The organism is Streptomyces sp. NPDC048018 (genome assembly GCF_043202995.1).
Taxonomy (GTDB): domain Bacteria; phylum Actinomycetota; class Actinomycetes; order Streptomycetales; family Streptomycetaceae; genus Streptomyces.
In genome coordinates this window covers 405,629-428,952 of sequence record NZ_JBIDBK010000002.1, presented here as the reverse complement: position 1 = coordinate 428,952, position 23,324 = coordinate 405,629, and the positions used below count along the sequence as shown (strand labels likewise).

The following is a 23,324-nucleotide window of genomic DNA, read 5'->3' as shown; positions in this document are numbered from 1 at the left end:
CGGACTGTGAACTCCTCCCTCCTCGTGCCGTTCTACGAGCACCCCGCCGAGCGTCCCGAGCACTGGGCCTCCGTCGTCGCGGCGGCCTCGTCCCTCTACGGCGTCGTCCTCAACCCGGCGAGCGGCGCGGGCCCGGCTCCCGACCCCGCGTTCGCCGAGGTCGCCGCCCGGCTGCGGGGCGCCGGGGTGCGGGTCCTCGGCTACGCGGACACCGACTACGGGCGCCGCCCGCACGCCGACGTCGTCGCCGACCTGGTCCGGCACCGCGACTGGTACGGGGCCGACGGCGCGTTCCTCGACCAGGTGCCGACGGACCCGGACGCGCTGCCGCACTACCGGCGGCTCGCGGTGTCCGCGCGGGCCGCCGGTTCGCGCACCCTCGTCCTCAACCACGGCGCCCACCCCGCCCCGGGCTACGAGGCCCTGGCCGACCTCCTCGTCACCTTCGAGGGCCCGTGGGACTCCTACCAGGGCCTGGACCTGCCGGTCGCCGACCACTACTGCCACCTCGTCTACGCGGCCCCGGCCGGTGCCCGTCCGGCCACCCCGGTGCACTGCGTCGTCCCCGGCACCGGGGCCCATCCCTGGGGCACCCTTCCGCACACCCTGGAGCCCGCCCGGTGAGACGCCTCCTGCCCCTGCTCGCCCTGTTGCTGCTCGCGGCCTGCACGACGGCCCCACCGCCCGACGACCCCGCGCCCCGGGCGCCCCGCTGGCAGCCCCGCCCGGGCCTCGCCTGGCAGTGGCAGCTCAGCGGCCGGCTGGACCCGTCGGTGGACGCCCCCGTCTACGACATCGACGGCTTCGACCACTCCGCCGCGACCGTCGCCGACCTGCACCGGCGCGGCCGCAAGGTCATCTGCTACGTCTCCACCGGCGCGTGGGAGGACTTCCGCCCGGACGCCGGGAAGTTCCCCGCGTCCCTCCTGGGCAGGGGCAACGGCTGGTCCGGCGAGCGCTGGCTCGACATCCGCCGCACCGACCTGCTCGCCCCGCTGATGGGCGCCCGCCTCGACATGTGCCGCGCCAAGGGCTTCGACGCGGTCGAGCCCGACAACATGGACGGTTACGCGAACGCGACCGGCTTCCCCCTCACCGCCGCCGACCAACTCCGCTACAACCGCCTGATCGCCCGTCTGGCCCACGACCGCGGCCTGGCCGTCGGCCTGAAGAACGACCTCGACCAGATCCCGCTGCTCCTCCCCGACTTCGACTTCGCGGTCAACGAGCAGTGCGCCGAGTACGAGGAGTGCGACCTCCTGACCCCCTTCGTCCGCGCCGGCAAGGCGGTCTTCCACGCCGAGTACGAACTGGCCCCCGCCGCGTTCTGCCCGCGGACCCGCGAACTGGGCTTCGGCTCGATGCGGAAGAGGTACGACCTGGGGGCCTGGCGGCAGGCCTGCTAACCCAGCGTCAGCGCGATCAGCATCGCCGTCGCCGCCGTCTCCTCGACCGCGCCGAAGACGTCACCGGTCACTCCGCCGAAGCGCCGCACGCAGCGGCGCAGGAGGAGTTCGGCCACGCCGAGGGCCGCCACCGCCGCGAGGAGCAGGCGCAGGGCGTCGTACCCGGAGGAGAGGGCGCCCGACGCGGCGCACAGGGCGAGGACCGCGGCGGTCGCCAGGGCGGCGGCGCGGACGGGGACGGTGGCGGCGACGATCGCTCCCAGGCCCTCGGGGCGGGCGGCCGGGACGCCCTGCCGGGAGGCGTGGGTGAGGGCGAGGCGGGCGACCGTCGCGGCGAGGGCGGCCGCGACGGTGCCCTGCGCCCAGCCCTCGCCGTAGAGGCGGGCGAGGGCGGCGATCTGCGCCAGGAGCACGAGGAGCAGGGCGATCACGCCGAACGGGCCGATGTCGGACTGCTTCATGATGCGCAGCGCGTCCTCCGCGGGCTTGGCGCTGCCGAGGCCGTCGGCGGTGTCCGCGAGGCCGTCGAGGTGCAGGCCGCGGGTCAGGACGGCGGGGACGGCGACCGTCAGGACGGCGGCGAGCAGCGGGCCCGAGCCGAGCACCAGGAACACCCCGCCGACCGCCGCCGCGAACAGGCCGACGACGAGGCCCGCGAGCGGGGCACAGAGCATCCCGGCGCGCGCCGCGTCGCGGTCCCAGCGGGTGATGCGGGCGGGAATCACGGTGAGGGTGCCGAAGGCGAAACGCAGGCCGTCCATCCGCGGAAGGGTAGTGCCCCGCCCGGACCGCTAGATTGGCGATAACGTACGCAAGCCGATCAAATCAGACCGATCGTCAGAGGGTGGCATGGGTCACTGGTTCTCCCGCAACATCGTCGAACCCGGGAAGCTTCCGCTGCTTCTCGCCCTGGCCTCGTTCCTGCTCACCTTCGCCGTCACCCGGACCATCACCCGGCTCATCCGGGCCGGCAAGGGCCCCTTCCGGAACGTCTCCACGGGCGGGCTGCACATCCACCACGTGGTCCCGGGAGTCGTGCTCACCGTGCTCGGCGGCTTCGGGGCGGTCGGCAGCGGGCGGCACGGCGTGGGCGCGGCCGTGTTCGCGGTCGTCTTCGGCGTCGGTGCCGGGCTCGTGCTCGACGAGTTCGCGCTGATCCTCCATCTCGACGACGTCTACTGGTCGGAGGACGGCCGCAAGAGCGTCGAGGTCGTCGTCCTGACCGCCGCCCTGGTGCTGCTGACGCTCGGCGGCTTCTCGCCGCTCGGCGTGAACGACATGACGGCCGAGGAGCAGCAGGACCGGGCGACCTTCGTCCTCACCCTCGTGCTCAACTTCGCCCTGGTGCTGGTCACCCTGATGAAGGGGAAGTTCCGGATGGCCGTGATCGGCACCCTGATCCCCTTCGTCGCGATCGTCGGCGCCGTCCGCCTGGCCCGCCCCGGCTCCTGGTGGTCACGGCGCCTGTACGCGCGCCGCCACCGGGCCCGGGCCCGCTCGCGGATCCGCACCTACCGGCACGACAGGCGCTGGGTCCGGGTGCGCCGCAGGGCTCAGGACATCATCGGCGGCTTCCAGGAGCGCGTCCCCGGCCGCGGCTCCGCCCCGCGCTGACGCCGCCGCCGTCGCCACTCCTGCCCGGCGACGATCACGAGGACCGCGGCGATGGCGGCCAGGTGCTCCTTGCCGGCCAGGTTGTTCTTGACCAGCACCTCCACGCCCATCGCGACGACCACCAGGACGCCGGTCCAGCGGGCCCGGTAGCGCCAGCACACGTAGACGGCGAGACCGACCACCGCCGCCGACGGCCCGGTGTCGACGACCTGCGCGTCGGTGGCGGGCAGCCCCAGCGGGTGGTCCGGGCCGAGCGCGATGCCCACCCGGGCGTACAGGGTGCCCGCGAGCGTCGCCACGTACGCGATGCCCAGCGTCCGCCACCGGCCCAGGCAGATCTCCGCGATCCCGAACACCAGCAGGACCTGCGCGAGCGCCCCCCACACCGGCAGGTCGAGCGCCGGTACGAACAGGGACAGCGGGGTACGGAGCAGGGCCGGCAGGAGCGGGTCCTCGGCCCGCACGGAGCCGATGTCCTGGACCGCCTGATAGCCCCATGGCTGGTTCTGCACGATCTGGAACACCGAGGTGAGGCACACCGCGGCCAGCGTCATCGGGATCGCCCGCCACCCGCGGGTGACGAGCGCGGTCCGTACGGTCGCGTGGAGCCGGCCCCACTCACGCCGTGCGAAGCCCTTCGGGGAAGGGCTCAACGCCGGCCCTCCAGATGTCTGCGATGCATCCACTTCGGCAGCCCCGGGGCCTCCAGGAAGCCCTCGGCGCGGCCGGCGGCCAGGCCGATCCGCAGCAGGTCGGCGCTCTTCTCGAAGAGCATGAATCGGGGCTCCCAGATCGGTCGGTACTTGGCGTTGGCGCGGTACAGCGACTCGATCTGCCACCAGCGGGAGAAGAAGCTGAGCAGTGAACGCCACATGCGCAGCACGGGTCCCGCCCCGAGCTTCGAGCCGCGTTCGAAGACGGAGCGGAACATCGCGAAGTTCAGCGAGACCTGAGTGATCCCGATCTCCTTCGCGCGCTGCAGCAGCTCGATGACCATGAACTCCATCAGGCCGTTCTCGGAGTCCCGGTCCCGGCGCATCAGGTCGAGCGAGAGTCCCTTCGGGCCCCAGGGCACGAAGGACAGCAGGGCCCGCGGCTCGCCCTGGGCGTCGGTGCACTCCAGCATCACGCAGCGCCCGTCCCGCGGGTCGCCGAGCCGGCCGAGCGCCATCGAGAAGCCGCGCTCGGTGGCCCCGTCGCGCCAGTCGTCGGCCATGCGGAGCAGCTCGTCCATCTCGTCGGCCGGGATGTCCTCGTGGCGCCGGATGCGGACCTGGTAGCCGGCCCGCTTGACCCGGTTGTAGGCCTGCCGGACGGTGCGCATGGCCCGCCCGTCGAGGGTGAACTCGTCGGTCTCCACGATCGCCTCGTCGCCCAGTTCCAGGGCGTCGAGCCCGTGCCGGGCGTAGATCTGCCCGGCCTCCTCGCTCGCGCCCATCACCGCCGGGATCCAGCCGTGTTCGCGCGCCTCGGCCAGCCACGGGTCGATCGCGCCGGGCCATGCCTCGGGGTCGCCGATCGGGTCGCCGGAGGCCAGGGAGACCCCGCCGACCACCCGGTAGGTGACGGCCGCCTTCTCGCTGGGCGACCAGATGACGCTCTTCTCGCGGCGCAGCGCGAAGTAGCCGAGGGAGTCCCGGTCGCCCTGCTTGTCGAGCAGGGTCCGCAGCTTGTCCTCGTCCTCCTCGGTGAGCGGGTCGACCGCCCGCCGCGCGCGGAAGGCGGCGAACAGCACCGCGAAGAGCAGCAGCGTGGACATGACGTTGATGACGACGTCGACCCAGCCGGGAGTGGTGATGGCGGGGAAGCGCGTGTCGTCGGTGGCGAGCGTGATCAGCCGCATCACGCCGTACCGCCAGCGCTCCAGGAAGGTCGAGTGCGCGGTCGCCGTGTTGGTGACGGTGACCAGGCCGGCGGCGAGCAGCGAGGTGACGAGCAGTCCGCCGACCGCCACGACGGTCGCGGCGAGCGGGTTGGAGCGGTCACCCTTGGCGTAGAACTCCTTGCGGCCGAACAGCAGCGCCAGGAAGAAGGCGGTCGTCAGGACCAGCGAGATCCAGTTCTGGGCGTGCTGCCGGATCTCCGGGAAGATCATCACGACCAGGAACAGCAGCAGGAAGAGCCCGCAGAGCACGATGTTCAGGATCCAGGCGGCCCGCTTGCGCCGGCGCATGGTGATCGCCAGGAAGAGCGTGAACACCCCGGAGGCGAAGCCGGCGGTGAGCAGGTACGGGGTGAAGTAGTTGTCCTCGTTGTGCCGGCGCAGGTCGTTGCCGAACGAGACCCAGACGGCGCTCAGGAAGTTGATGAACGTGACGACCCGCAGATACCAGACGGTGAACGCGGCGCTGCGCCGCGATCGGACCGTGCTCCGGGGCGCTCCTTCGGTGGACAAGCGGACCTCTCCCATGAAAAGCGATCATATGGGGCACCGTTCCGCATGGCCTCGTGTGGAGTGCGTCCACCCGCGTGGCGGGCCGGACGCACCCCGACGGACCGTCCGCTCAGTGCTCCGCGTCGTCCGTCACGGCGTCCGGAGCGGGTGACTCCGGCAGCTCCGCGGCCAGCGCGGCGGCGGCGCGGACGAGCGGCAGCGCGAGCAGCGCCCCGGTTCCCTCGCCCACAGTGACGCCGTGGTCCAGCAGAGGGTTGAGCGCCATCCGGTCCAGCGCCTTCGCCTGCGCCGGCTCCCCGCTCACCTGGCCCGCGAGCCACCAGTCCGGGGCCCGGAAGGCCGCCCGCTGCGCCACCAGCGCACAGGCCGCGCCCACCACGCCGTCCAGGATCACCGGCATCCGCCGCACCGAGGCCTGCAGCAGGAAGCCGGTCATCGCCGCCAGGTCCGCCCCGCCGACCGCCGCCAGCAGCTCCAGCTGGTCGCCCAGCACCGGCCGGGCCCGGCGCAGCGCGTCCCGGATCGCCGCGCACTTGCGCATCCAGGCCAGATCGTCGATGCCCGCGCCGCCCCGGCCGGTCACCACCGAGGCGTCCGTCCCGCACAGCGCGGCGATCAGCGTGGACGCGGGGGTGGTGCCTCCCACGCTCACGTCGCCGAGCACCACGAGATCGGTGCCGGAGTCGGCCTCCTCGTCGGCGACCGAGATGCCCAGCTCCAGAGCGGCCCGGGCCTCCTCCGCGGTCAGCGCGTCCTCGACGTCGATCCGGCCGGTGCCACGCCGCACCCGACGCCGCGTCACCTCCGCCGGCAGCAGCTCCGGATCGCAGTCCAGACCCGCGTCCACGACCCGCACCGGCACCTGCTGGGTGCGCGCGAGCACCGCGACCGGGCTCGCGCCGTCGAGGACGCCGCGCACCAGCTCGTACCCGCCGCCCGCGGCCCGTCCGGACACGCCGAGCGAGGCCACCCCGTGGTCGCCGGCGAACAGCACCACCTTCGGCTGCTCGACCGGCCGCACCGGGACCCTGCCCTGGGCCGCCGACAGCCACTCGCCCAGCTCGTCGAGCCGGCCGAGCGCGCCGGGCCGTACGGCGAGGCGCTCCCTGCGCTCTTCGGCCTCGTGCCGTATCCCCCCGTCGGGGCGCTCGATCAGATCGGAGAAGTCGTCGAGGTTCAAGGTTCGTTCCGCCTAGGACGTCATCGGTCGTGGGGCATGTGTTCGCACCCTACCCGCGCAGCACCAGCGCCTGGCCCGCCACCACGAGCAGCACCTGCTCGCACTCGTCGCCGAACGCCGCGTTCAGCCGGCCCAGCTCGTCCCGGAAGCGCCGCCCCGACGGCGTCGCGGGCACCACGCCCGAACCCACCTCGTTCGTCACCGCCACGACCGTACGGCTCGTCTCCCGGACCGCGGCGACCAGTTCGGCGACCCGCTCGGCCAACGCCTCCTGCCCGCCGTTCGCCCAGGTCTCGTCGTCCCAGGCGCCGACCCGGTCCATGGCGTCCGTCAGCCACAGCGACAGACAGTCCACGAGCAGCGCGGGCCCGTCCGCCCGCAGCAGCGGGACGAGGTCGCAGGTCTCCTCGGTCCGCCAGGAGCCCGGCCGCCGGTCCCGGTGCAGGGTCACCCGCCGCGCCCACTCGGGATCGCCCTCGCGGGCGCCGCCCGTGGCCACGTACACCACCTCGGGGAAGGTCTCCAGACGCCGCTCCGCCTCCACCGACTTGCCGGACCGGGCGCCGCCCGTCACCAGCGTCCGCCGCGGCACCTCCGGCACCGCGTGGTACTCGCCGACGTACAGCGTCGTGCCGTCCGGCACCGCCCGGGCGCCCGCCGCCGCGAGCCGCCGGTCCAGCTCCGCCCCCGCCGGGGCGTCGTGGTCCAGGTGCACGGCGACCACGTCCGTACTCCCCCCGACCGCCCCCGCGGCCCGCAGCCGGGCCAGCCCGTCCGGACGTCCCGTCACATCGGCCACGACCATGTCGTACGGCTCCACCGCCCGGTGGTTCTCCGTCAGGCCCGCGGGCGCGCCGCCCGGCGGCAGGTACAGCAGCCGCTCGCCGTCCGCCGAGATCACCTCGTACCCGGTCCCCGGCGCGTCCATCGCGATCGCCCGCACCCGGTGCCCGCTGATCAGCGTGAGCTCCCGTCCGTCCGGCACCCGCACCGCCGTGGGCAGACCGGCCGGCATCTCCACGGCCGGCCCGTCGTGCGGATGCGTCAGCAGCACCTGCCGTACGCCGACCAGCGAGTGCCCCGAGCGGGCGGCGGCCAGCGCGGCCCCGGGCGTCAGATCGAGCAGCAGGGCCCCGTCCAGGAGCAGCGAGGTCGCGGCCCGCGCCCGCTCCCCGCGGGACAGCGCGCACACGGCGCAGGGGCAGCCGGGGCGGGGGAGTCCGAGGGGTGCGCCGGTGCCGAGCAGAGTCAGTTCCACCCCTAGATCCTCCCGCGACACCGCAAGCGGTGCGCGCCCGGCTACGCTGCGGGCAGGAAACCGATCATCCGGAGGCTGACATGGCATGGACGTGGCGGTTCGAGAAGTCCGACGGCACCGAGGTCACGCCGTCGGTGACCCCGGAGGAGTTCAGCACCCAGGGCGACGCGGAGTCCTGGATCGGCGAGCACTGGCGCGACCTCCTCGACGGCGGCGCGGAGCAGGTGACGCTGTCCGAGGACGGCACGAAGATCTACGGCCCGATGGCGCTGGACGCGGAGGGCTAGAGCCGGGGAGACGAGGGGGGCGGGCCGCCCGGGCGGGGGCCCGCGCCCACCGGGTGAGCCCCGCGCCCACCTCACCGGTGCGAGGTCCTGAGGCCCGGAGGGCCGTGACAGGCCGGACGGGCCGGAGGGGCGGGGAGTCCGGGGATGCCCGGAGGCCCGGGAGAAGGGGCGGACGGGCGCGAGGCCGGACCCGCCCCGTGGGATCAGCCCCGTACCCCGCAGAGGTGCAGCAGCCCCGCGATCCGCCGGTACGGATCCGTGCGCCCCGCCCGGTCCTCCGCGGCCAGCAGGCGGTCCAGTTCGTCCGCGGCCGGCAGGCCCAGGTCGCCCGGGATGTTGTCGGTGAAGACCCGCACCCCGTACCAGGCGTGCAGCGGAGCCGCGATCCCGGCGAGGGTCGTGGTCAGCGCGTCGAGCCGGTCGGCCCGCACCTGGGTGCCGTTGCGGTCGGCGTAGACGTCCGACTCGAATCCGGCCAGCGCCCCCGCCCAGTCCCCGGCGAGGCCCGGCCGCATGGCGAGGGCCTCCGCGTTCCGTACCACCAGGGACAGCAGGCCGCCGGGCGCCAGCATCCGGGCGAGGCCCGCGAGGAGCGCGTCGGGCTCGTCGGCGTACATGAGCACGCCGTGGCACAGGACGACGTCGAAGGAGCCCGGCAGGAAGTGCACGCCGGTCTCGCGTCCGTCGCCCTGCAGCAGCCGGACCCGCTCACGGATGCCGGCCGGTTCGGTCGCCAGCGACTCGCGGGCGGCCTTCAGGAGCTCGGGGTCGGCCTCCAGGCCGGTCACGGTGTGACCGGCGCGGGCGAGACGCAGGGCCTGCGTGCCCTGCCCCATGCCCGCGTCGAGGATCCGCAGCCGCTGCCCCACGGGGTAGCGCCCGGCTATCTGCTCGTCGAGCTGCCGGGCGATCAGCTCCTGGCGGACGGTCTGGCGCAGGCCGCCCGGCATGATCGGCCAGTGGCCGACCACCGGCAGTCCGCCGGAGTCGGCCAGCACCCCACCCGAAGCCGCGGTGTCCGCGCTCAGGGCCGCTCTCCGCGCTTGACCTGCGGCTTCGGCAGCCGCAGCCGGCGCATCTGGAGCGTGCGCATCAGGCCGTACGCGACGGCGCCGCGCTTGGACTCGTTCGGGAAGCGCGTGTTCAGCTGCTTGCGCAGGCGGATCGTGAGGCCGATCGAGTCGATGACGATCATCACGATGACACCGGCCCACAGCAGCAGGGAGATGTTCTGCAGACCGCGGTTGGTGTTGCCGAACAGCGACAGCACGAGGATGACCACGGCCATCGGCAGGAAGAACTCGGCGACGGCGAAGCGCGAGTCGACGAAGTCGCGGACGAAACGCCGCACCGGGCCCTTGTCACGGGCCGGCAGATAGCGCTCGTCACCGCTCGCCAGCGCCTCGCGCTGACGGGCGAGGTCCGTGCGGCGCGCCTCGCGCTGGCGCTTCATCGCCTCCTTGCGGTCCGTCGGCGCGGACTGCGCGCGGCGGCGCTGGGACTGGGCGTCACTCCGCTTCGGTGTAGGTCGGCCCTTGGGGGCCTCGGGGTCGCGGGGCTGCTTGGAGAGGTCCGCCGTCACCTTGTCGGTGGGGGCCTTCTCATCGTTCGAACGGCTACGGAACACAAGGCCAAGGGTACGTGCTGCCGGGCATGGACCCCAGCGTCGGTGGGAACGATCCGATAGCGATCCCTTCAAAAGATCTTGAAAAATCTCCGGGATCGGCGAAGCGACGGACGGGCGGCCTGCGTCTACGCCGGTACGGGCCGGGGGGTTCCCTACTCCTTGGGCTGGAGGGGCCGTGATCTCCACTCGTCCTTGGGGAGGAGCACATCAGGCCCCGAACAGTGCGGTAATGGAGTCAGGAACCGTACTGTGGTTCATGTTGGAGTGCAGGAGCCGAGTCCGTCAGAAGGGGGCGCGCGAAGCCCATGAGCGGTGTGATGAAGCGTATGGGGATGATCTTCCGCGCGAAGGCAAACAAGGCCCTGGACCGGGCCGAGGATCCGCGCGAGACCCTCGATTACTCCTACCAGAAGCAGCTGGAGCTGCTGCAGAAGGTGCGCAGGGGCGTCGCCGACGTGGCGACCTCCCGCAAGCGCCTGGAGCTGCAGCTGAACCAGCTCCAGAGCCAGTCCGCGAAGCTGGAGGACCAGGGCCGCAAGGCGCTGGCGCTCGGCCGCGAGGACCTGGCGCGCGAGGCACTCTCGCGCCGGGCCGCGCTGCAGCAGCAGGTCAGCGATCTGGAGGTGCAGCACCAGACGCTGCAGGGCGAGGAGGAGAAGCTCACCCTCGCGTCGCAGCGGCTGCAGGCCAAGGTCGACGCCTTCCGCACGAAGAAGGAGACGATCAAGGCGACGTACACGGCTGCCCAGGCGCAGACCCGGATCGCCGAGTCGTTCTCCGGCATCTCGGAGGAGATGAGCGACGTCGGTCTGGCGATCCAGCGGGCCGAGGACAAGACCGCCCAGCTCCAGGCGCGGGCCGGTGCGATCGACGAGCTGCTCGCCTCGGGCGCGCTCGACGACCAGTCGGGCCTCGCCAAGGACGACATCCAGGCCGAGCTCGACCGCCTGTCCGGCGGTACGGACGTGGAACTGGAGCTCCAGCGGATGAAGGCCGAGCTGGCCGGCGGCCCGTCGGCGCAGCAGCAGGCGATCGAGGGCGGCGACGGCAGGGCCCAGAACCAGGGCCAGCAGCAGTCCCAGCCCCGCTTCGACAAGCAGTAGGCGACCGGAAGAGGACGCGTCATGATCGTACGGATCATGGGGGAGGGCCAGTGGGAGCTGGCCGACAGCCACTTCGCCGAGCTGAACGGGCTCGACGACGAGCTGCTCGCGGAGATGGAGTCGGGGGACGAGGCCGGTTTCCGGCGCACGCTGGGCGCGCTGCTGGACGCCGTACGGCGACTCGGCGAGCCGCTCCCCGACGACGCCCTCGAACCGTCCGAACTGATCCTCCCGGCATCCGGGGCGACCCTCGACGAGGTCCGCCAGATGCTCTCCGACGACGGCCTCATCCCGGGCTGACCCCTCCCGGGCCCGCCCGGGCCGCCGACAGCCGGTCCGGGCCGGGCGACGGGCCCGCACCGGCGGGCCCGCCCCTCCGGCTGGCGCGCCCCGGCCGTCCGGCTCCACCCCGGGCGGACGGCCCGGTCCGCCCCGCGCTCCCCCTTCCATGACCGTGGCGCCGCCCCGGCCCACCGGCTCCACCCCGGGCGGACGGCCCGGTCCGCCCCGCACTCCCCCTTCCCGGACCGTGGCACCGCCCCGGCCGTCCGGCTCCACCCCGGGCGGGCGATCCCGTTCGCCCCGTGCTCCCCCTTCCCCGACCGACGCGCCGCCCCGGGGCCCGGGACCCCGTACCGTTCTCCGGGTGACGACCGACGGCACCCTCCTCTCCCGGAGCCGGGACCGGCTGCGGGACCATCCCCTCGCCTTCGACACGGGGCTCGCGTTCCTCGTGCTCGGGGCGATGGTCATCGCGTCCTTCACCGACCCGCACGGCAGCCCCGACGGGCCGACCTTCGGGGACCGGTCGCCCAGCGCCACCGCCGCGGTGGTGATGCTGGTCGGGGCCGCCGCGCTGGTGTTCCGCCGGCGTCGGCCGATCCCCGTGCTCGTGTTCACGACGACCGTGTCCCTGGTCGCGCTCGTCGGCGCCGAGCGGCCCGCGCCCGTGGCCATGGCCGCCGTCGTGGCGCTCTACACCGTCGCCTCGCGCACCGACCGGCCCACCACCTGGCGGCTCGGCCTGGCGACCATGGCCGGGCTGACCGGCGCGGCCATGCTCTACGGCCCCACGCCCTGGTACGCGCAGGAGAACCTCGGCGTCTTCGCCTGGACCGGGATGGCCGCGGCCGCCGGCGACGCGGTGCGCAGCCGCCGGGCGTTCGTGGACGCCATCCGGGAGCGGGCCGAGCGGGCCGAGCGGACCCGCGAGGAGGAGGCCCGGCGCCGCGTGGCGGAGGAACGGCTGCGGATCGCGCGGGACCTGCACGACGTCGTGGCGCACCACATCGCCCTGGTCAACGTGCAGGCCGGCGTCGCGGCGCACGTCATGGACAAGCGGCCCGACCAGGCCAAGGAGGCCCTCGCGCACGTCCGCACCGCCTCCCGTTCGGCGCTCGACGAACTGCGCGCCACGGTGGGGCTGCTGCGCCAGTCCGGCGACCCGGAGGCGCCGACCGAGCCGGTGTCGGGGCTCGCCGTGCTGGACGACCTGCTGGGCACCTTCCGGAACGCCGGGCTTCCGGTCGAGCTGGCCCGAACCGACGGCCGCACCCCGCTGCCCGCGGCCGTCGACCTCGCCGCGTACCGGATCATCCAGGAGGCGCTGACCAACGTGCGCAAGCACGCGGGCCCCGAGGCCCGGGCCGAGGTGAGCGTGCTGCGGGTGGGCCGCACCGTGGAGATCACCGTGCTCGACGACGGCCCGCCGGCGCCCGCGCCCGCGGACGGCGGCGGCCACGGCCTGATCGGAATGCGCGAGCGGGTGACGGCCCTCGGCGGCACGCTCACCGCCGCACCCCGCTACGGCGGCGGCTTCCGCGTGCAGGCGATACTGCCGGTGACCGGCTGCACGGGGGAGGACGAGGCATGACGGACACCTGCGGCGCCCCGGAGGAGCGGCTGCCCATCCGGGTGCTGCTCGCCGACGACCAGGCCCTGCTGCGCAGTGCCTTCAAGGTCCTGGTGAACTCCGAGCCCGACATGGAGGTCGTCGCCGAGGCCGCCGACGGGGCGGAGGCGGTGGCGCAGGCCCGCGCCACCCGGGCCGACGTGGTCCTGATGGACATCCGGATGCCCGGCACGGACGGGCTGGCCGCCACCCGCATGATCACGGCGGACCCCGATCTGGCCGGTGTGCGGATCGTGATGCTGACGACCTTCGAGGTCGACGAGTACGTGGTGCAGTCGCTGCGGGCCGGGGCCTCCGGCTTCCTCGGCAAGGGCGCCGAGCCGGAGGAGCTGCTGGGCGCCATCCGGGTCGCCCACGCCGGCGAGGCCCTGCTGTCCCCGGCCGCGACGAAGGGCCTGATCGCCAGCTTCCTCGCGCAGGGCGGCGGCGCCGACCCGGACGACAGGGCGGGACCGGGCTACTCCGAGCGGCTCGCCGCGCTGACCGCCCGCGAGCGCGAGGTCCTGGTGCTGGTGGCGGGCGGACACTCCAACGACGAGATCGCCGAGCGGCTCGACGTCAGCCCGCTGACGGTCAAGACCCACGTCAACCGGACGATGGCCAAACTGGGCGCCCGGGACCGGGCCCAACTGGTGGTGACGGCCTACGAATCCGGGCTGGTACGTCCACGGGTGGAGTGACCGGGGGGTCCGGCGTACTCCAGACGCGGTATGCGCGGGATAAGGATTTGGACCCGGGGGCCGAGGATCCGGCCCTTCTCGTGGCTGATCGTATAAGCGGACACCCCTGGGGACCCCTGAGGGTGTCCGGTCGCCGCGTACGCCACAGAAGAGAGTCCCCATGTCCTGGCTGTCCAGATTCAGCCTCGCGCAACGGGCCCTGATCGGGCTGATGTCCCTTGTCGCGCTCCTCTTCGGAGTGATCGCGATCCCGCAGTTGAAGCAGCAGCTGTTCCCCTCGATCGAGCTCCCGATGGTCTCGATCATCGCCCCGTACCAGGGCGCCTCGCCCGACGTGGTCGAGAAGCAGGTCGTGCAGCCGCTGGAGAACAACCTCAAGGCCGTCGACGGCATCAAGGGCATCACGTCCACCGCCTCCGAGGGCAGCGCCGTCATCATGGCCAGCTTCGACTACGGGGACGAGGGGACCAAGCAGCTCGTCGCCGACGTCCAGCAGGCCGTCAACCGGGCCCGGGCCACGCTGCCCGACTCGGTCGACCCGCAGGTCGTGGCCGGCTCCACCGACGACATCCCGACCGTCGTCCTCGCCGTCTCCTCGGACAAGGACCAGCAGGCGCTCGCCGACCAGCTGGAGCGCACCGTCGTCCCGGTCCTGGAGGACATCGACGGCGTCGCCCAGGTCACCGTCGACGGCGTGCAGGACCTCCAGGTCTCCGTCACGCCCGACGACCGCAAGCTCGCCGCGGCCGGTCTGACCCCGGTGAAGCTCGCCGAGGCGCTCAGGAACGGCGGCGGCACGCTGCCCGCCGGTGCGTTCACCGAGGCGGGCAAGAGCCGCACCGTCCAGGTCGGCGGCGGCTACACCTCGCTGCGCCAGATCGAGGACCTGCGGATCAAGCCCGGGCAGGGCAGGGCGGTCCGCCTCGGTGACGTCGCCACGGTCCGGCAGGAGGAGTCCCGCCGCGTCTCCATCACCCGCACCGACGGCAGGCCCAGCCTCGCGGTCATGGCCACCATGGACAAGGACGGCAGCGCCGTCGCCATCTCCGACGCGGTCGCGGACAAGCTGCCGCAGCTGCGCAAGGACCTGGGCGCGGGCGCCGAGCTGACCGTGGTCTCCGACCAGGGCCCGGCCGTCGCCAAGTCGATCTCCGGCCTCACCACGGAGGGCGCGCTCGGCCTCGTCATGGCCGTCCTCGTCATCCTGGTCTTCCTCGCCTCGCTGCGCTCCACCCTGGTGACCGCGGTCTCCATCCCGCTCTCGGTGGTCCTGGCCCTGATCGTGCTGTGGACCCGTGACCTGTCGCTGAACGTGCTGACCCTCGGCGCGCTCACCATCGCCATCGGGCGGGTGGTCGACGACTCGATCGTGGTCCTGGAGAACATCAAGCGGCACCTCGGCTACGGGGAGGAGCGCGAGGCCGCGATCATCACGGCGGTCAAGGAGGTCGCCGGCGCGGTCACCTCCTCGACGCTCACCACCGTCGCCGTCTTCCTGCCGATCGGTCTGGTCGGCGGCATGATCGGCGAACTGTTCGGCTCCTTCAGCCTGACCGTCACGGCGGCGCTCCTCGCCTCGCTGCTGGTCTCGCTGACCGTCGTCCCGGTCCTCTCGTACTGGTTCCTGCGTGCCCCCAAGGGCACCTCGGAGGACCCCGAGGAGGCCCGCAGGGCGGCCGAGGAGAAGGAGAACAGGAGCCGGCTGCAGCGCGCGTACGTGCCCGTGCTGCGCTTCGCGACCCGCCGCCGCCTCACCAGCCTGGCCCTCGCCCTCGTGGTCCTGGTCGTCACCTTCGGCATGGCGCCGCTGCTGAAGACCAACTTCTTCGACCAGGGCGACCAGCCCGTCCTCACGGTCAAGCAGAAGCTCGCGCCGGGTACCGGCCTCGCCGCCTCCGACGAGGCCGCGAGGAAGGTCGAGAAGGTCCTCGCCGGCACCGAGGGCGTCAAGGACTACCAGGTCACCGTCGGTTCCTCGGGGTGGATGGCGGCCTTCGGCGGCGGTACCGGCTCCAACCAGGCCTCCTTCCAGGTGACCCTGGAGGACTCCGCCTCGTACGAGAAGACCCGCGACGCGATCGACGCGGAGCTCGGCAAGCTCGACGGCATCGGCGACACCTCGATCGCGGCCGGCGCCGGCTTCGGCAACCAGGACCTGAGCGTCGTCGTGAAGGCGGGCGACCCGGCGGTCCTGAAGAAGGCCTCGGAGCAGGTCAGGACCGCCGTGGCGGAGCTGAAGGACGTCACGGACGTCCAGAGCGACCTGTCCCAGTCGGTGCCCCGGATCTCGGTGAAGGCGAACGCGAAGGCCGCCGACGCGGGCTTCGACGACGCCACCCTCGGTCTCGTCGTCTCCCAGGCCGTCCGCGGCACCCCGGCCGCGAAGGCGATCCTCGACGACACCGAGCGGGACGTCCTGATCACCTCGGCGAAGCCGGCCACCACCCTGGCCCAGCTGAAGGCGCTGCCCCTCGGCCCGGTCCGGCTGGGCGACATCGCCACCGTCGAGCTGGTGCCCGGCCCGGTCTCCATGACCCGGATCGACGGTGCCCGCGCGGCGACGATCACGGCCAAGCCGACCACGGACAACACCGGTGAGGTCAGCGCGGCGCTCCAGACGAAGCTCAACGGCCTCGACCTCCCGGACGGCGCCACCGCCACCGTCGGCGGTGTCTCCGAGGACCAGGCCGAGGCGGCGAGCAGCATGGCCCTGGCGATGCTCGCGGCCGTGGCGATCGTCTTCATGCTCCTGGTCGCGACCTTCCGTTCGCTGGTCCAGCCGCTGATCCTGCTGGTCTCCATCCCGTTCGCGGCGACCGGCGCGATCGGCCTGCTGGTCGCGACGGGCACGCCGATGGGCGTCCCGGCCATGATCGGCATGCTGATGCTGATCGGCATCGTGGTCACCAACGCGATCGTCCTGATCGACCTGGTCAACCAGTACCGGGCCCAGGGCCTGGGCGTGGTCGAAGCGGTGGTCGAGGGCGGCCGGCACCGGCTTCGCCCGATCCTCATGACCGCGCTGGCGACGATCTTCGCGCTCCTGCCGATGGCGCTCGGCGTCACCGGCGAGGGCGGGTTCATCGCCAAGCCGCTGGCCGTGGTGGTGATCGGCGGCCTGATCACCTCGACGCTGCTGACCCTGCTCCTCGTCCCGACGCTCTACGCGATGGTGGAGCTCCGCAAGGAGCGCCGCGCGAAGAAGAAGGCGGCGAAGAAGGCGGCGAAGGGCGACGGCACGGTCAACCCGGAGCAGCCGGACGTCACCCCGGCGGACGCGACGCTGCTGGACGCCCTGGACCTCTGATCCGCAGGGCAGGCACGAAAGGGGCGCCCCGCTCAGGCGGGGCGCCCCTCGGCGTAGCTGCGGGGAATCGTTACGGCAGCGCCAGCATCCGCTCCAGCGCCAGCTTGGCGAAGGACTCGGTCTCCCGGTCCACCTGGATCTGGTTCACCAGGGTGCCCTCGGCCAGCGACTCCAGGGTCCACACCAGGTGCGGCAGGTCGATCCGGTTCATGGTCGAGCAGAAGCAGACCGTCTTGTCGAGGAAGACGATCTCCTTGCCCTCGTCGGCGAACCGGTTCGCCAGGCGCCGGACCAGGTTCAGCTCGGTGCCGATCGCCCACTTCGAGCCGGCCGGGGCCGCCTCCAGGGTCTTGATGATGTACTCCGTGGAGCCCACGTAGTCGGCCGCGGCCACGACCTCGTGCTTGCACTCGGGGTGGACGAGCACGTTCACGCCCGGGATGCGCGCGCGCACGTCGTTCACCGAGTCCAGGCTGAAGCGGCCGTGCACCGAGCAGTGGCCCCGCCACAGGATCATCTTCGCGCCGCGCAGCTCCTCGGCGGTCAGGCCGCCGCCGGGCTTGTGCGGGTTGTAGACGACGCAGTCGTCCAGGGACATGCCCATGTCGCGGACGGCGGTGTTGCGGCCCAGGTGCTGGTCCGGCAGGAAGAGCACCTTCTCGCCCTGCTCGAAGGCCCAGTCCAGGGCCTTCTTCGCGTTCGACGAGGTACAGATCGTGCCGCCGTGCTTGCCGGTGAAGGCCTTGATGTCGGCGGAGGAGTTCATGTACGAGACGGGCACGACCTGCTCGGCGATGCCGGCCTCGGTCAGCACGTCCCAGCACTCGGCGACCTGTTCGGCGGTGGCCATGTCGGCCATCGAGCAGCCCGCGGCGAGGTCCGGCAGGACCACCTTCTGGTCGTCGGTGGTCAGGATGTCCGCCGACTCGGCCATGAAGTGCACGCCGCAGAAGACGATGTACTCGGCCTCCGGCTTGGCGGCCGCGTCGCGCGCGAGCTTGAAGGAGTCGCCCGTGACGTCGGCGAACTGGATGACCTCGTCACGCTGGTAGTGGTGCCCGAGGACGAAGACCTTGTCCCCGAGCTTCTCCTTGGCGGCGCGGGCACGCTCCACCAGGTCCGGGTCGGAGGGCGACGGGAGGTCGCCGGGGCACTCCACGCCGCGCTCGCTCTTGGGGTCGGCCTCGCGGCCGAGCAGGAGAAGGGCGAGCGGCGTCGGCTGGACGTCCAGGGGCTGGGCGGTGGTCACGTCACGCACCCTTTCTACAGTGAGCTCGACAAGCCTTTTCGTCGAAATGACGCTATCTATCATAACCGGTTCACGTCACTTTGACGATGTCCATAGTGTCGATGTGACGAATTCGCCTTGCGCCTCTTCGGACTTCGCCCTTCCACGGTTCTGGACACGGTGTGCGAGCATGAAAGGGAAAGACACGCCTCGGCCCGGAATGAATCCGCGGCCCCGCCGGTTGCAACCGTCGGCAAGCAGTCTCCGTACCAACCCGGGAGAGAAGCAGATGTCCGTATCGGACGAGAAGACCACTGTCAGCGACGGCATCCTCCTGTCCGACGCCGCCGCGGCCAAGGTCAAGGCCCTGCTCGACCAGGAGGGCCGTGACGACCTGGCGCTGCGCGTCGCCGTTCAGCCCGGTGGCTGCTCCGGCCTGCGGTACCAGCTGTTCTTCGACGAGCGCTCGCTCGACGGCGACGTCGTCAAGGACTTCGGCGGCGTCAAGGTCGTCACCGACCGCATGAGCGCCCCGTACCTGGGCGGTGCCTCGATCGACTTCGTCGACACCATCGAGAAGCAGGGCTTCACGATCGACAACCCGAACGCCACGGGCTCCTGCGCCTGCGGCGACAGCTTCAGCTAGGCCTCGGGCCCCCAGGGCCTGAGCGCGCGTGAGGGCGGCATCCGGATATCCCCGGATGCCGCCCTCACGCGCGTCTCACCGTCCCGGCGGGCTCACGGACGCGGCACGGGCTGCCCGCTCGCCCCGTCCACGACCGGCCGGTCACCCAGCGGCGCCCGCAGCGTCACCGCCTTGGTGATCTCCACGGCCATCGCGACGCACACCCGGTCCGGATCGGTCGGCTTCTCCGTGATCCGCACCACGACCTGCTGCGGGCTCTCCTCGGCCGTCACCGTGTAGGTGCTGCACACCCCGCCCCAGAAGGTCACCGACAGCTTCCGGCCGCCCGGGTCCGTCGTGAACGAGGAGAGCTGCCGCTCGGGCGCCGTCCCCTGGTCCGGCGGGGGAGTGGGCGTGGGCGCCGGCCGGGCCGGCGGCGCCAGGTACCGGGCGTCCACCGCCGTCCGCGCCACCGTGTACGGCCTGCTGCCGGGCGCGGCGTCCCGCGCCGTGAAGAGCCACGCCGGTACGAGCGCCTGCTCGCCCTCCAGGTACTGCGCGGCCAGGCCGAAGACCGCGCCGGTCACCGCCACCTCGTGCGGCGGCGCCTTGTCCACCGCGACCTGACAGGGTGCGTCCGGCCTGTCACCCGGCTTCGCGCCCTGCCCCGCAGCCGTGCCGGCCGGCGGGTCCGTGGCGCAGCCGCCGATGCCGACCGGCCCGCTCCCCTTCGCGTCCTCGTTCAGGTCGGCCAGTGCCTTCTTCGCGCTGACGACCGGATACGTGTAGCCCTTGGCGGGCTCCTTCAGTCGTCCGCTGCCGGCCACCAGCGAGCCGTCGGGGCCGACGTGGATCCCGGTGGACCAGCCGTACGTGGGCAGGCCGTCCACCACCGGATCGGCGTTGACGACCCGCTCCGAGCCGTTCATGACCTGGTGCGCGTCCAGCTTCGCGTCGTCCTGGCCGATCGCCTTGAGGACCGGTGCCACCGCCGCCTTCGCCGCGGCCTCGCTCACCGGGGAGCCGCCGCGCGAGGGCTTCGCCTCACCGGGCGGCGGACAGGCCTTGCCCTTCAGACAGGTGTCGCCCACCGGCCCGCCCTCGTAGCGGCTGAAGGTCCAGCTCCCCGGCGCCTTCACCGAGACGTCCAGGCGCAGTCCCGAGCCGTCCTTCTCCGGAGCCAGCTGCCACACCTCGCCCACCAGCCGCGGGGTGCCCGCCAGGCCCAGTGCCGTCGCCAGCCGGGTCACCTCCGCCGCGCTGACCCGGCCCTCGGGCCGGTGGACCGCGGCCGAGGAGGGCCCCGCGGGGAGCGGGCCCTCGGCCTGGTAGACGGTCCCCGCGGGGTCGCCGCCCGGATCGGGTTCGCCCGGCGCGATCCCCGCGCCGCCGCTCTGCCCGCCCAGGCGCAGTGGCGGGGGAGCGGCGGGCGCGTTCTTCGACGCACTGTCGCCGCCACCGCCGTCACCCGAGGCCGTGGCGGCGTAGTACACGCCGCCACCGCCCACGAGGAGGACTCCCGCCGCCACCGAGGCGACCAGGAGCGGACCGTGCTTACTGGGCCGGTTCTCCGTACTGCTGCTCACCGCGCGCTCCTCCAGACCGTGCATCTCTGCGGAAGACACCTCTGGGACGGGAGCGGCGCGCGAACGGTTCCCTGGGAGGCGCCCTCAGCCTCCGTACTCGGATGTGGCGGCGATCAGCCGGGCCGAATCGGCGGGCACGTCCACGCCGTGGATCAGCGCGGGGGACACGGGCGCGGCGGCCGGCTCGGACGGGATCACCCAGTGCGGGGCCATCCGCGCGCTGTCTCCGCACAGCTCGGCGAGGCTGAACTCGGACTCCTGGGGCTCACGAGGAGCGGGGTACTGGGTCATGGCGGCACCGTAAGCACGCTCGGCCTTCGGGGAAAAGGCCTACTCTGGGGTAGTTTCCCCTGTTCGGATTCCGGGCCCGCAGCCGGTAGCGTGAACTGTCATTCCCGCCCGTCGCCCACCACGAGCGCTTCGCGCGCCTCTACGACTTCCGCAGGAGCACCCAGCCGTGCGTATCGCAGTCACCGGCTCCATCGCCACCGACCACCTCATGACCTTCCCGGGCCGGTTCGCCGACCAGCTCGTGGCGGACCAGCTCCACACGGTCTCCCTGTCGTTCCTCGTCGACAACCTCGACGTCCGCCGGGGTGGCGTCGCGGCGAACATCTCCTTCGGCATGGGACAGCTCGGCGGCCGTCCGGTCCTGGTGGGCGCGGCCGGCTTCGACTTCGACGAGTACCGCGCCTGGCTCGACCGGCACGGTGTGGACACCGGCTCCGTCCGCATCTCCGAGGTCCTGCACACCGCCCGCTTCGTGTGCACCACGGACAAGGACCACAACCAGATCGGCTCCTTCTACACCGGCGCCATGAGCGAGGCCCGGCTGATCGAGCTGAAGGCCGTCGCCGACCGCGTGGGCGGCCTCGACCTGGTCCTCATCGGCGCCGACGACCCGGAGGCCATGCTGCGCCACACGGAGGAGTGCCGGACCCGCGAGATCCCCTTCGCGGCCGACTTCTCGCAGCAGATCGCCCGCATGGGCGGCGAGGAGATCCGCACGCTGCTCGACGGCGCCACCTACCTCTTCTCGAACGAGTACGAGAAGGGCCTCATCGAGTCGAAGACCGGCTGGACCGAGGAGGAGATCCTCGGCCGGGTCGGCCACCGGGTCACCACCCTCGGCTCGCGCGGCGTGCGCATCGAGCGGGTCGGCGAGGACCCGATCGAGGTCGGCTGCCCGGAGGAGGAGGCCAAGGTCGACCCCACCGGTGTCGGTGACGCCTTCCGCGCCGGCTTCCTCACCGGCCTCTCCTGGGGCGTCGGCCACGAGCGCGCCGCCCAGGTCGGCTGCATGCTCGCCACCCTGGTGATCGAGACCCTGGGCACCCAGGAGTACACCCTGCGCCGCGCCAACTTCATGGACCGCTTCACCAAGGCGTACGGCGACGAGGCCGCGGCCGAGGTCCGGGCGCACCTCGCCTGACCGCCGGAGTCCGGCCTTCGGGACCCGTCCCCGAGGTCCGGCCCTCCAGGGAGACGTCCGCGCCGGAGCCCCGGGCCGTGTGCCCGGGGCTCCGGCGCGTCCCGGGTGGCGTACGGGCTACGCCACCCGGCGCACCCCATACGCCGTCCCGCCCTTCGGCGACGGCTCCTCGCCGAGGTACTCCTGGCCCCGCATCTCGCACCAGGCCGGGATGTCGAGGCGCGCGGCCTCGTCGTCCGAGAGGACGGTGACCGTGCCGCCCACCGGTACGCCGCCGATCACCCTGGCGAGCTCGATGACCGGGATCGGGCAGCGCTTGCCGAGGGCGTCGACCACGAGGGTGTCCGGAGCGCCGGCGGAGACGGTGGCCGGCCGTGGAGCGCCCAGGCTCTCGCGTACGGAGCCGACGACACCGGGCAGGACCGCGAGGAACCGGTCCACGTCCTCCTCCGAGGTGCCGGACGGGAGCGACACGCGGACGTTGCCCTCGCTCAGCACCCCCATCGCGCGCAGCACATGGCTGGGCGTCAGCGTCGAACTCGTGCACGACGAACCGGACGAAACGGAGAAACCCTCCCGGTCCAGCTCGGCCAGCAGCGTCTCCCCGTCGACATAGAGACAGGAGAAGGTGACGAGATGGGGGAGCCGGCGCACCGGATCACCCACCACCTCCACGTCCGGCACCAGCTCCGGCACCCGGGTCCGGATCCGCTCCACCAGACCCCGCAGGCGCGCCGCCTCGGCCGCCGCCTCCGCCCGTACGGCGCGCAGCGAGGCGGCCGCCGCCACGATCGCCGGCAGGTTCTCGAAACCGGGCGCCCGTCCCGACTCCCGCTCGTCCGCCGGACCCTGCGGCGCGAACCGGACCCCCTTGCGCACGGCGAGCAGCCCCACCCCCGCCGGGCCGCCCCACTTGTGCGCGCTCGCCGCCAGCAGCGACCAGCCCTCCGGCACCGGGCCCCAGCCGAGCGACTGCGCGGCGTCCACCAGGAGCGGCACCCCGGCGGCCCGGCAGGCCGCCGCGACCTCGGCCACCGGCTGCTCGGTGCCCACCTCGTGGTTGGCGGACTGCAGGCAGGCGAGCGCGGTCCGGGGATCGAGGGCCGCGGCGAAGGCCGCCGGGTCCACGGCCCCGGTCCGCCCCACCGGCACCTCGGTCACCGTGCCGCCCGCCGCCGTGAACGCCTCGCCGGCATGCAGTACGGAAGAGTGTTCGACCGCCGACACCACGAGCCGGTCCCCGACACGCCGACGCCCCGCGAGCGCCCCCGCGACCCCGGTGTGAACCGCGCGCGTCCCCGAAGGAGTGAACACGAGCTCGTCCGGGCGACAGCCCACGGCCTCCGCCGCGGCCTCCCGCGCCGCGTCCAGCAGCAGCCGGGCCCGCCGCCCCTCGCGGTACAGCCGGGCGGGGTCGGCCCAGCCCTCGTCCAGGGAGGCGAGCAGGGCCTGACGGGCGACGGGGTGCAGCGGAGCCGCGCTGGCGGCGTCGAAGTACGGCATCCGGCCACGCTATCCCCGACCGGGTAAAGGCCCGTCAGAAGGCCCGCCCGCACCGCCGATCGGCCCCCCGGAACCCGCCCGGGGAACGAAGGAGTCCACCCCTTCGGGGGCCCGGACGGCGCGTTGGGCACCCTCCCCGCGCGACCCCAAATAGCGTCCAGTAGGGTTTGGTCCGCATAAA

Annotated in this window: 22 protein-coding genes; 11 read left to right on the top strand and 11 right to left on the bottom strand. The window is 73.0% G+C overall.

The genetic code is table 11. The features are described 5' to 3' along the window. Nucleotides 1-6: 6 nt before the first annotated feature. A complete protein-coding gene (locus ACGF1Z_RS07800; protein ID WP_393001100.1) occupies nt 7-624 on the top strand; it encodes a spherulation-specific family 4 protein in 618 nt (205 codons plus the stop codon). Then, nucleotides 621-1,406 carry an endo alpha-1,4 polygalactosaminidase gene (locus ACGF1Z_RS07795; RefSeq protein ID WP_393001098.1) on the top strand — a complete coding sequence of 262 codons (786 nt, stop codon included), beginning with the start codon at nt 621-623 and terminating at the stop codon, nt 1,404-1,406. The genes ACGF1Z_RS07800 and ACGF1Z_RS07795 overlap by 4 nt, the downstream gene beginning before the upstream one ends. Here the strand turns inward: ACGF1Z_RS07795 and ACGF1Z_RS07790 are convergent. Then, on the bottom strand, nt 1,403-2,167 hold the full coding sequence (locus tag ACGF1Z_RS07790) for an adenosylcobinamide-GDP ribazoletransferase (RefSeq protein ID WP_393001096.1): 765 nt from the start codon (nt 2,165-2,167) through the stop codon (nt 1,403-1,405). The two genes, ACGF1Z_RS07795 and ACGF1Z_RS07790, sit on opposite strands and share 4 nt — an antisense overlap. Nucleotides 2,168-2,255: 88 nt before the next feature. Between ACGF1Z_RS07790 and ACGF1Z_RS07785 the strand changes: the two genes are divergently transcribed. Further along, nucleotides 2,256-3,020 (top strand): hypothetical protein, encoded by a 765-nt coding sequence (locus tag ACGF1Z_RS07785; RefSeq protein ID WP_393001094.1) that lies wholly within the window; start codon nt 2,256-2,258, stop codon nt 3,018-3,020. Here the strand turns inward: ACGF1Z_RS07785 and ACGF1Z_RS07780 are convergent. From ACGF1Z_RS07780 to ACGF1Z_RS07765, 4 genes are all read right to left on the bottom strand, one after another. Further along, nucleotides 2,960-3,673, bottom strand: a complete 714-nt coding sequence (locus ACGF1Z_RS07780) for a hypothetical protein (RefSeq protein WP_393001092.1) — start codon at nt 3,671-3,673, stop codon at nt 2,960-2,962. The two genes, ACGF1Z_RS07785 and ACGF1Z_RS07780, sit on opposite strands and share 61 nt — an antisense overlap. Further along, complete coding sequence (locus ACGF1Z_RS07775; protein WP_393001090.1) at nt 3,670-5,430, bottom strand: phosphatidylglycerol lysyltransferase domain-containing protein; 1,761 nt, start codon at nt 5,428-5,430, stop codon at nt 3,670-3,672. Before ACGF1Z_RS07775 ends, ACGF1Z_RS07780 begins: the two co-directional genes overlap by 4 nt. A 94-nt stretch (nt 5,431-5,524) precedes the next feature. Next, complete coding sequence (gene cobT / locus ACGF1Z_RS07770; protein ID WP_393001088.1) at nt 5,525-6,595, bottom strand: nicotinate-nucleotide--dimethylbenzimidazole phosphoribosyltransferase; 1,071 nt, start codon at nt 6,593-6,595, stop codon at nt 5,525-5,527. A gap of 49 nt (nt 6,596-6,644) precedes the next feature. Beyond that, on the bottom strand, nt 6,645-7,853 hold the full coding sequence (locus ACGF1Z_RS07765; RefSeq protein WP_393001086.1) for a bifunctional adenosylcobinamide kinase/adenosylcobinamide-phosphate guanylyltransferase: 1,209 nt from the start codon (nt 7,851-7,853) through the stop codon (nt 6,645-6,647). 80 nt (nt 7,854-7,933) lie between these two features. Here ACGF1Z_RS07765 and ACGF1Z_RS07760 point away from each other — a divergent pair, with 80 nt between their 5' ends. After that, a complete protein-coding gene (locus ACGF1Z_RS07760) occupies nt 7,934-8,140 on the top strand; it encodes a hypothetical protein (protein ID WP_393001084.1) in 207 nt (68 codons plus the stop codon). Between the two features lie 203 nt (nt 8,141-8,343). On the opposite strand, the gene ACGF1Z_RS07755 is transcribed toward ACGF1Z_RS07760, so the two are convergent. Next, complete coding sequence (locus ACGF1Z_RS07755; protein WP_393002421.1) at nt 8,344-9,090, bottom strand: class I SAM-dependent methyltransferase; 747 nt, start codon at nt 9,088-9,090, stop codon at nt 8,344-8,346. A gap of 74 nt (nt 9,091-9,164) precedes the next feature. After that, a complete protein-coding gene (locus tag ACGF1Z_RS07750; protein WP_393001082.1) occupies nt 9,165-9,767 on the bottom strand; it encodes a DUF3043 domain-containing protein in 603 nt (200 codons plus the stop codon). A gap of 305 nt (nt 9,768-10,072) precedes the next feature. Between ACGF1Z_RS07750 and ACGF1Z_RS07745 the strand changes: the two genes are divergently transcribed. The 5 genes from ACGF1Z_RS07745 to ACGF1Z_RS07725 all read left to right on the top strand — a co-directional run bounded on the left by ACGF1Z_RS07745 (nt 10,073) and on the right by ACGF1Z_RS07725 (nt 16,769). Further along, nucleotides 10,073-10,870, top strand: a complete 798-nt coding sequence (locus ACGF1Z_RS07745; protein ID WP_393001080.1) for a PspA/IM30 family protein — start codon at nt 10,073-10,075, stop codon at nt 10,868-10,870. Nucleotides 10,871-10,891: 21 nt separating this feature from the next. Then, a complete protein-coding gene (locus ACGF1Z_RS07740) occupies nt 10,892-11,170 on the top strand; it encodes a hypothetical protein (protein WP_393001078.1) in 279 nt (92 codons plus the stop codon). Nucleotides 11,171-11,516: 346 nt separating this feature from the next. Then, entirely contained in the window at nt 11,517-12,743 is a 1,227-nt protein-coding gene (locus ACGF1Z_RS07735) for a sensor histidine kinase (RefSeq protein ID WP_393001076.1), read from the top strand. Beyond that, nucleotides 12,740-13,462, top strand: a complete 723-nt coding sequence (locus ACGF1Z_RS07730) for a response regulator (RefSeq protein ID WP_393001074.1) — start codon at nt 12,740-12,742, stop codon at nt 13,460-13,462. Before ACGF1Z_RS07735 ends, ACGF1Z_RS07730 begins: the two co-directional genes overlap by 4 nt. 160 nt (nt 13,463-13,622) lie before the next feature. After that, nucleotides 13,623-16,769, top strand: coding sequence for an efflux RND transporter permease subunit (locus tag ACGF1Z_RS07725; protein ID WP_393001072.1), 3,147 nt, complete (start codon nt 13,623-13,625; stop codon nt 16,767-16,769). A 70-nt stretch (nt 16,770-16,839) separates the two neighbouring features. Here the strand turns inward: ACGF1Z_RS07725 and nadA are convergent, their stop codons facing one another. Next, nucleotides 16,840-18,027 carry a quinolinate synthase NadA gene (gene nadA / locus ACGF1Z_RS07720; RefSeq protein ID WP_393001070.1) on the bottom strand — a complete coding sequence of 396 codons (1,188 nt, stop codon included), beginning with the start codon at nt 18,025-18,027 and terminating at the stop codon, nt 16,840-16,842. A 259-nt stretch (nt 18,028-18,286) separates the two neighbouring features. On the opposite strand from nadA, the gene ACGF1Z_RS07715 reads away from it, so the two are divergent. Further along, on the top strand, nt 18,287-18,643 hold the full coding sequence (locus ACGF1Z_RS07715; protein ID WP_019885637.1) for an iron-sulfur cluster assembly accessory protein: 357 nt from the start codon (nt 18,287-18,289) through the stop codon (nt 18,641-18,643). Between the two features lie 92 nt (nt 18,644-18,735). On the opposite strand, the gene ACGF1Z_RS07710 is transcribed toward ACGF1Z_RS07715, so the two are convergent. After that, nucleotides 18,736-20,232: a hypothetical protein gene (locus tag ACGF1Z_RS07710; RefSeq protein ID WP_393002419.1), complete on the bottom strand. Its 1,497-nt coding sequence runs from the start codon at nt 20,230-20,232 to the stop codon at nt 18,736-18,738. 60 nt (nt 20,233-20,292) lie between these two features. Further along, the gene (locus tag ACGF1Z_RS07705) at nt 20,293-20,499 is read right to left on the bottom strand and encodes a hypothetical protein (RefSeq protein ID WP_393001068.1); all 207 of its coding nucleotides are present in this window, start codon (nt 20,497-20,499) and stop codon (nt 20,293-20,295) included. A 166-nt stretch (nt 20,500-20,665) separates the two neighbouring features. Here ACGF1Z_RS07705 and ACGF1Z_RS07700 point away from each other — a divergent pair, with 166 nt between their 5' ends. After that, the gene (locus ACGF1Z_RS07700; protein WP_393001066.1) at nt 20,666-21,640 is read left to right on the top strand and encodes a carbohydrate kinase family protein; all 975 of its coding nucleotides are present in this window, start codon (nt 20,666-20,668) and stop codon (nt 21,638-21,640) included. 117 nt (nt 21,641-21,757) lie between these two features. On the opposite strand, the gene ACGF1Z_RS07695 is transcribed toward ACGF1Z_RS07700, so the two are convergent. Further along, the gene (locus ACGF1Z_RS07695) at nt 21,758-23,143 is read right to left on the bottom strand and encodes a cysteine desulfurase/sulfurtransferase TusA family protein (protein WP_393001064.1); all 1,386 of its coding nucleotides are present in this window, start codon (nt 23,141-23,143) and stop codon (nt 21,758-21,760) included. Between the last annotated feature and the right edge of the window lie 181 nt (nt 23,144-23,324).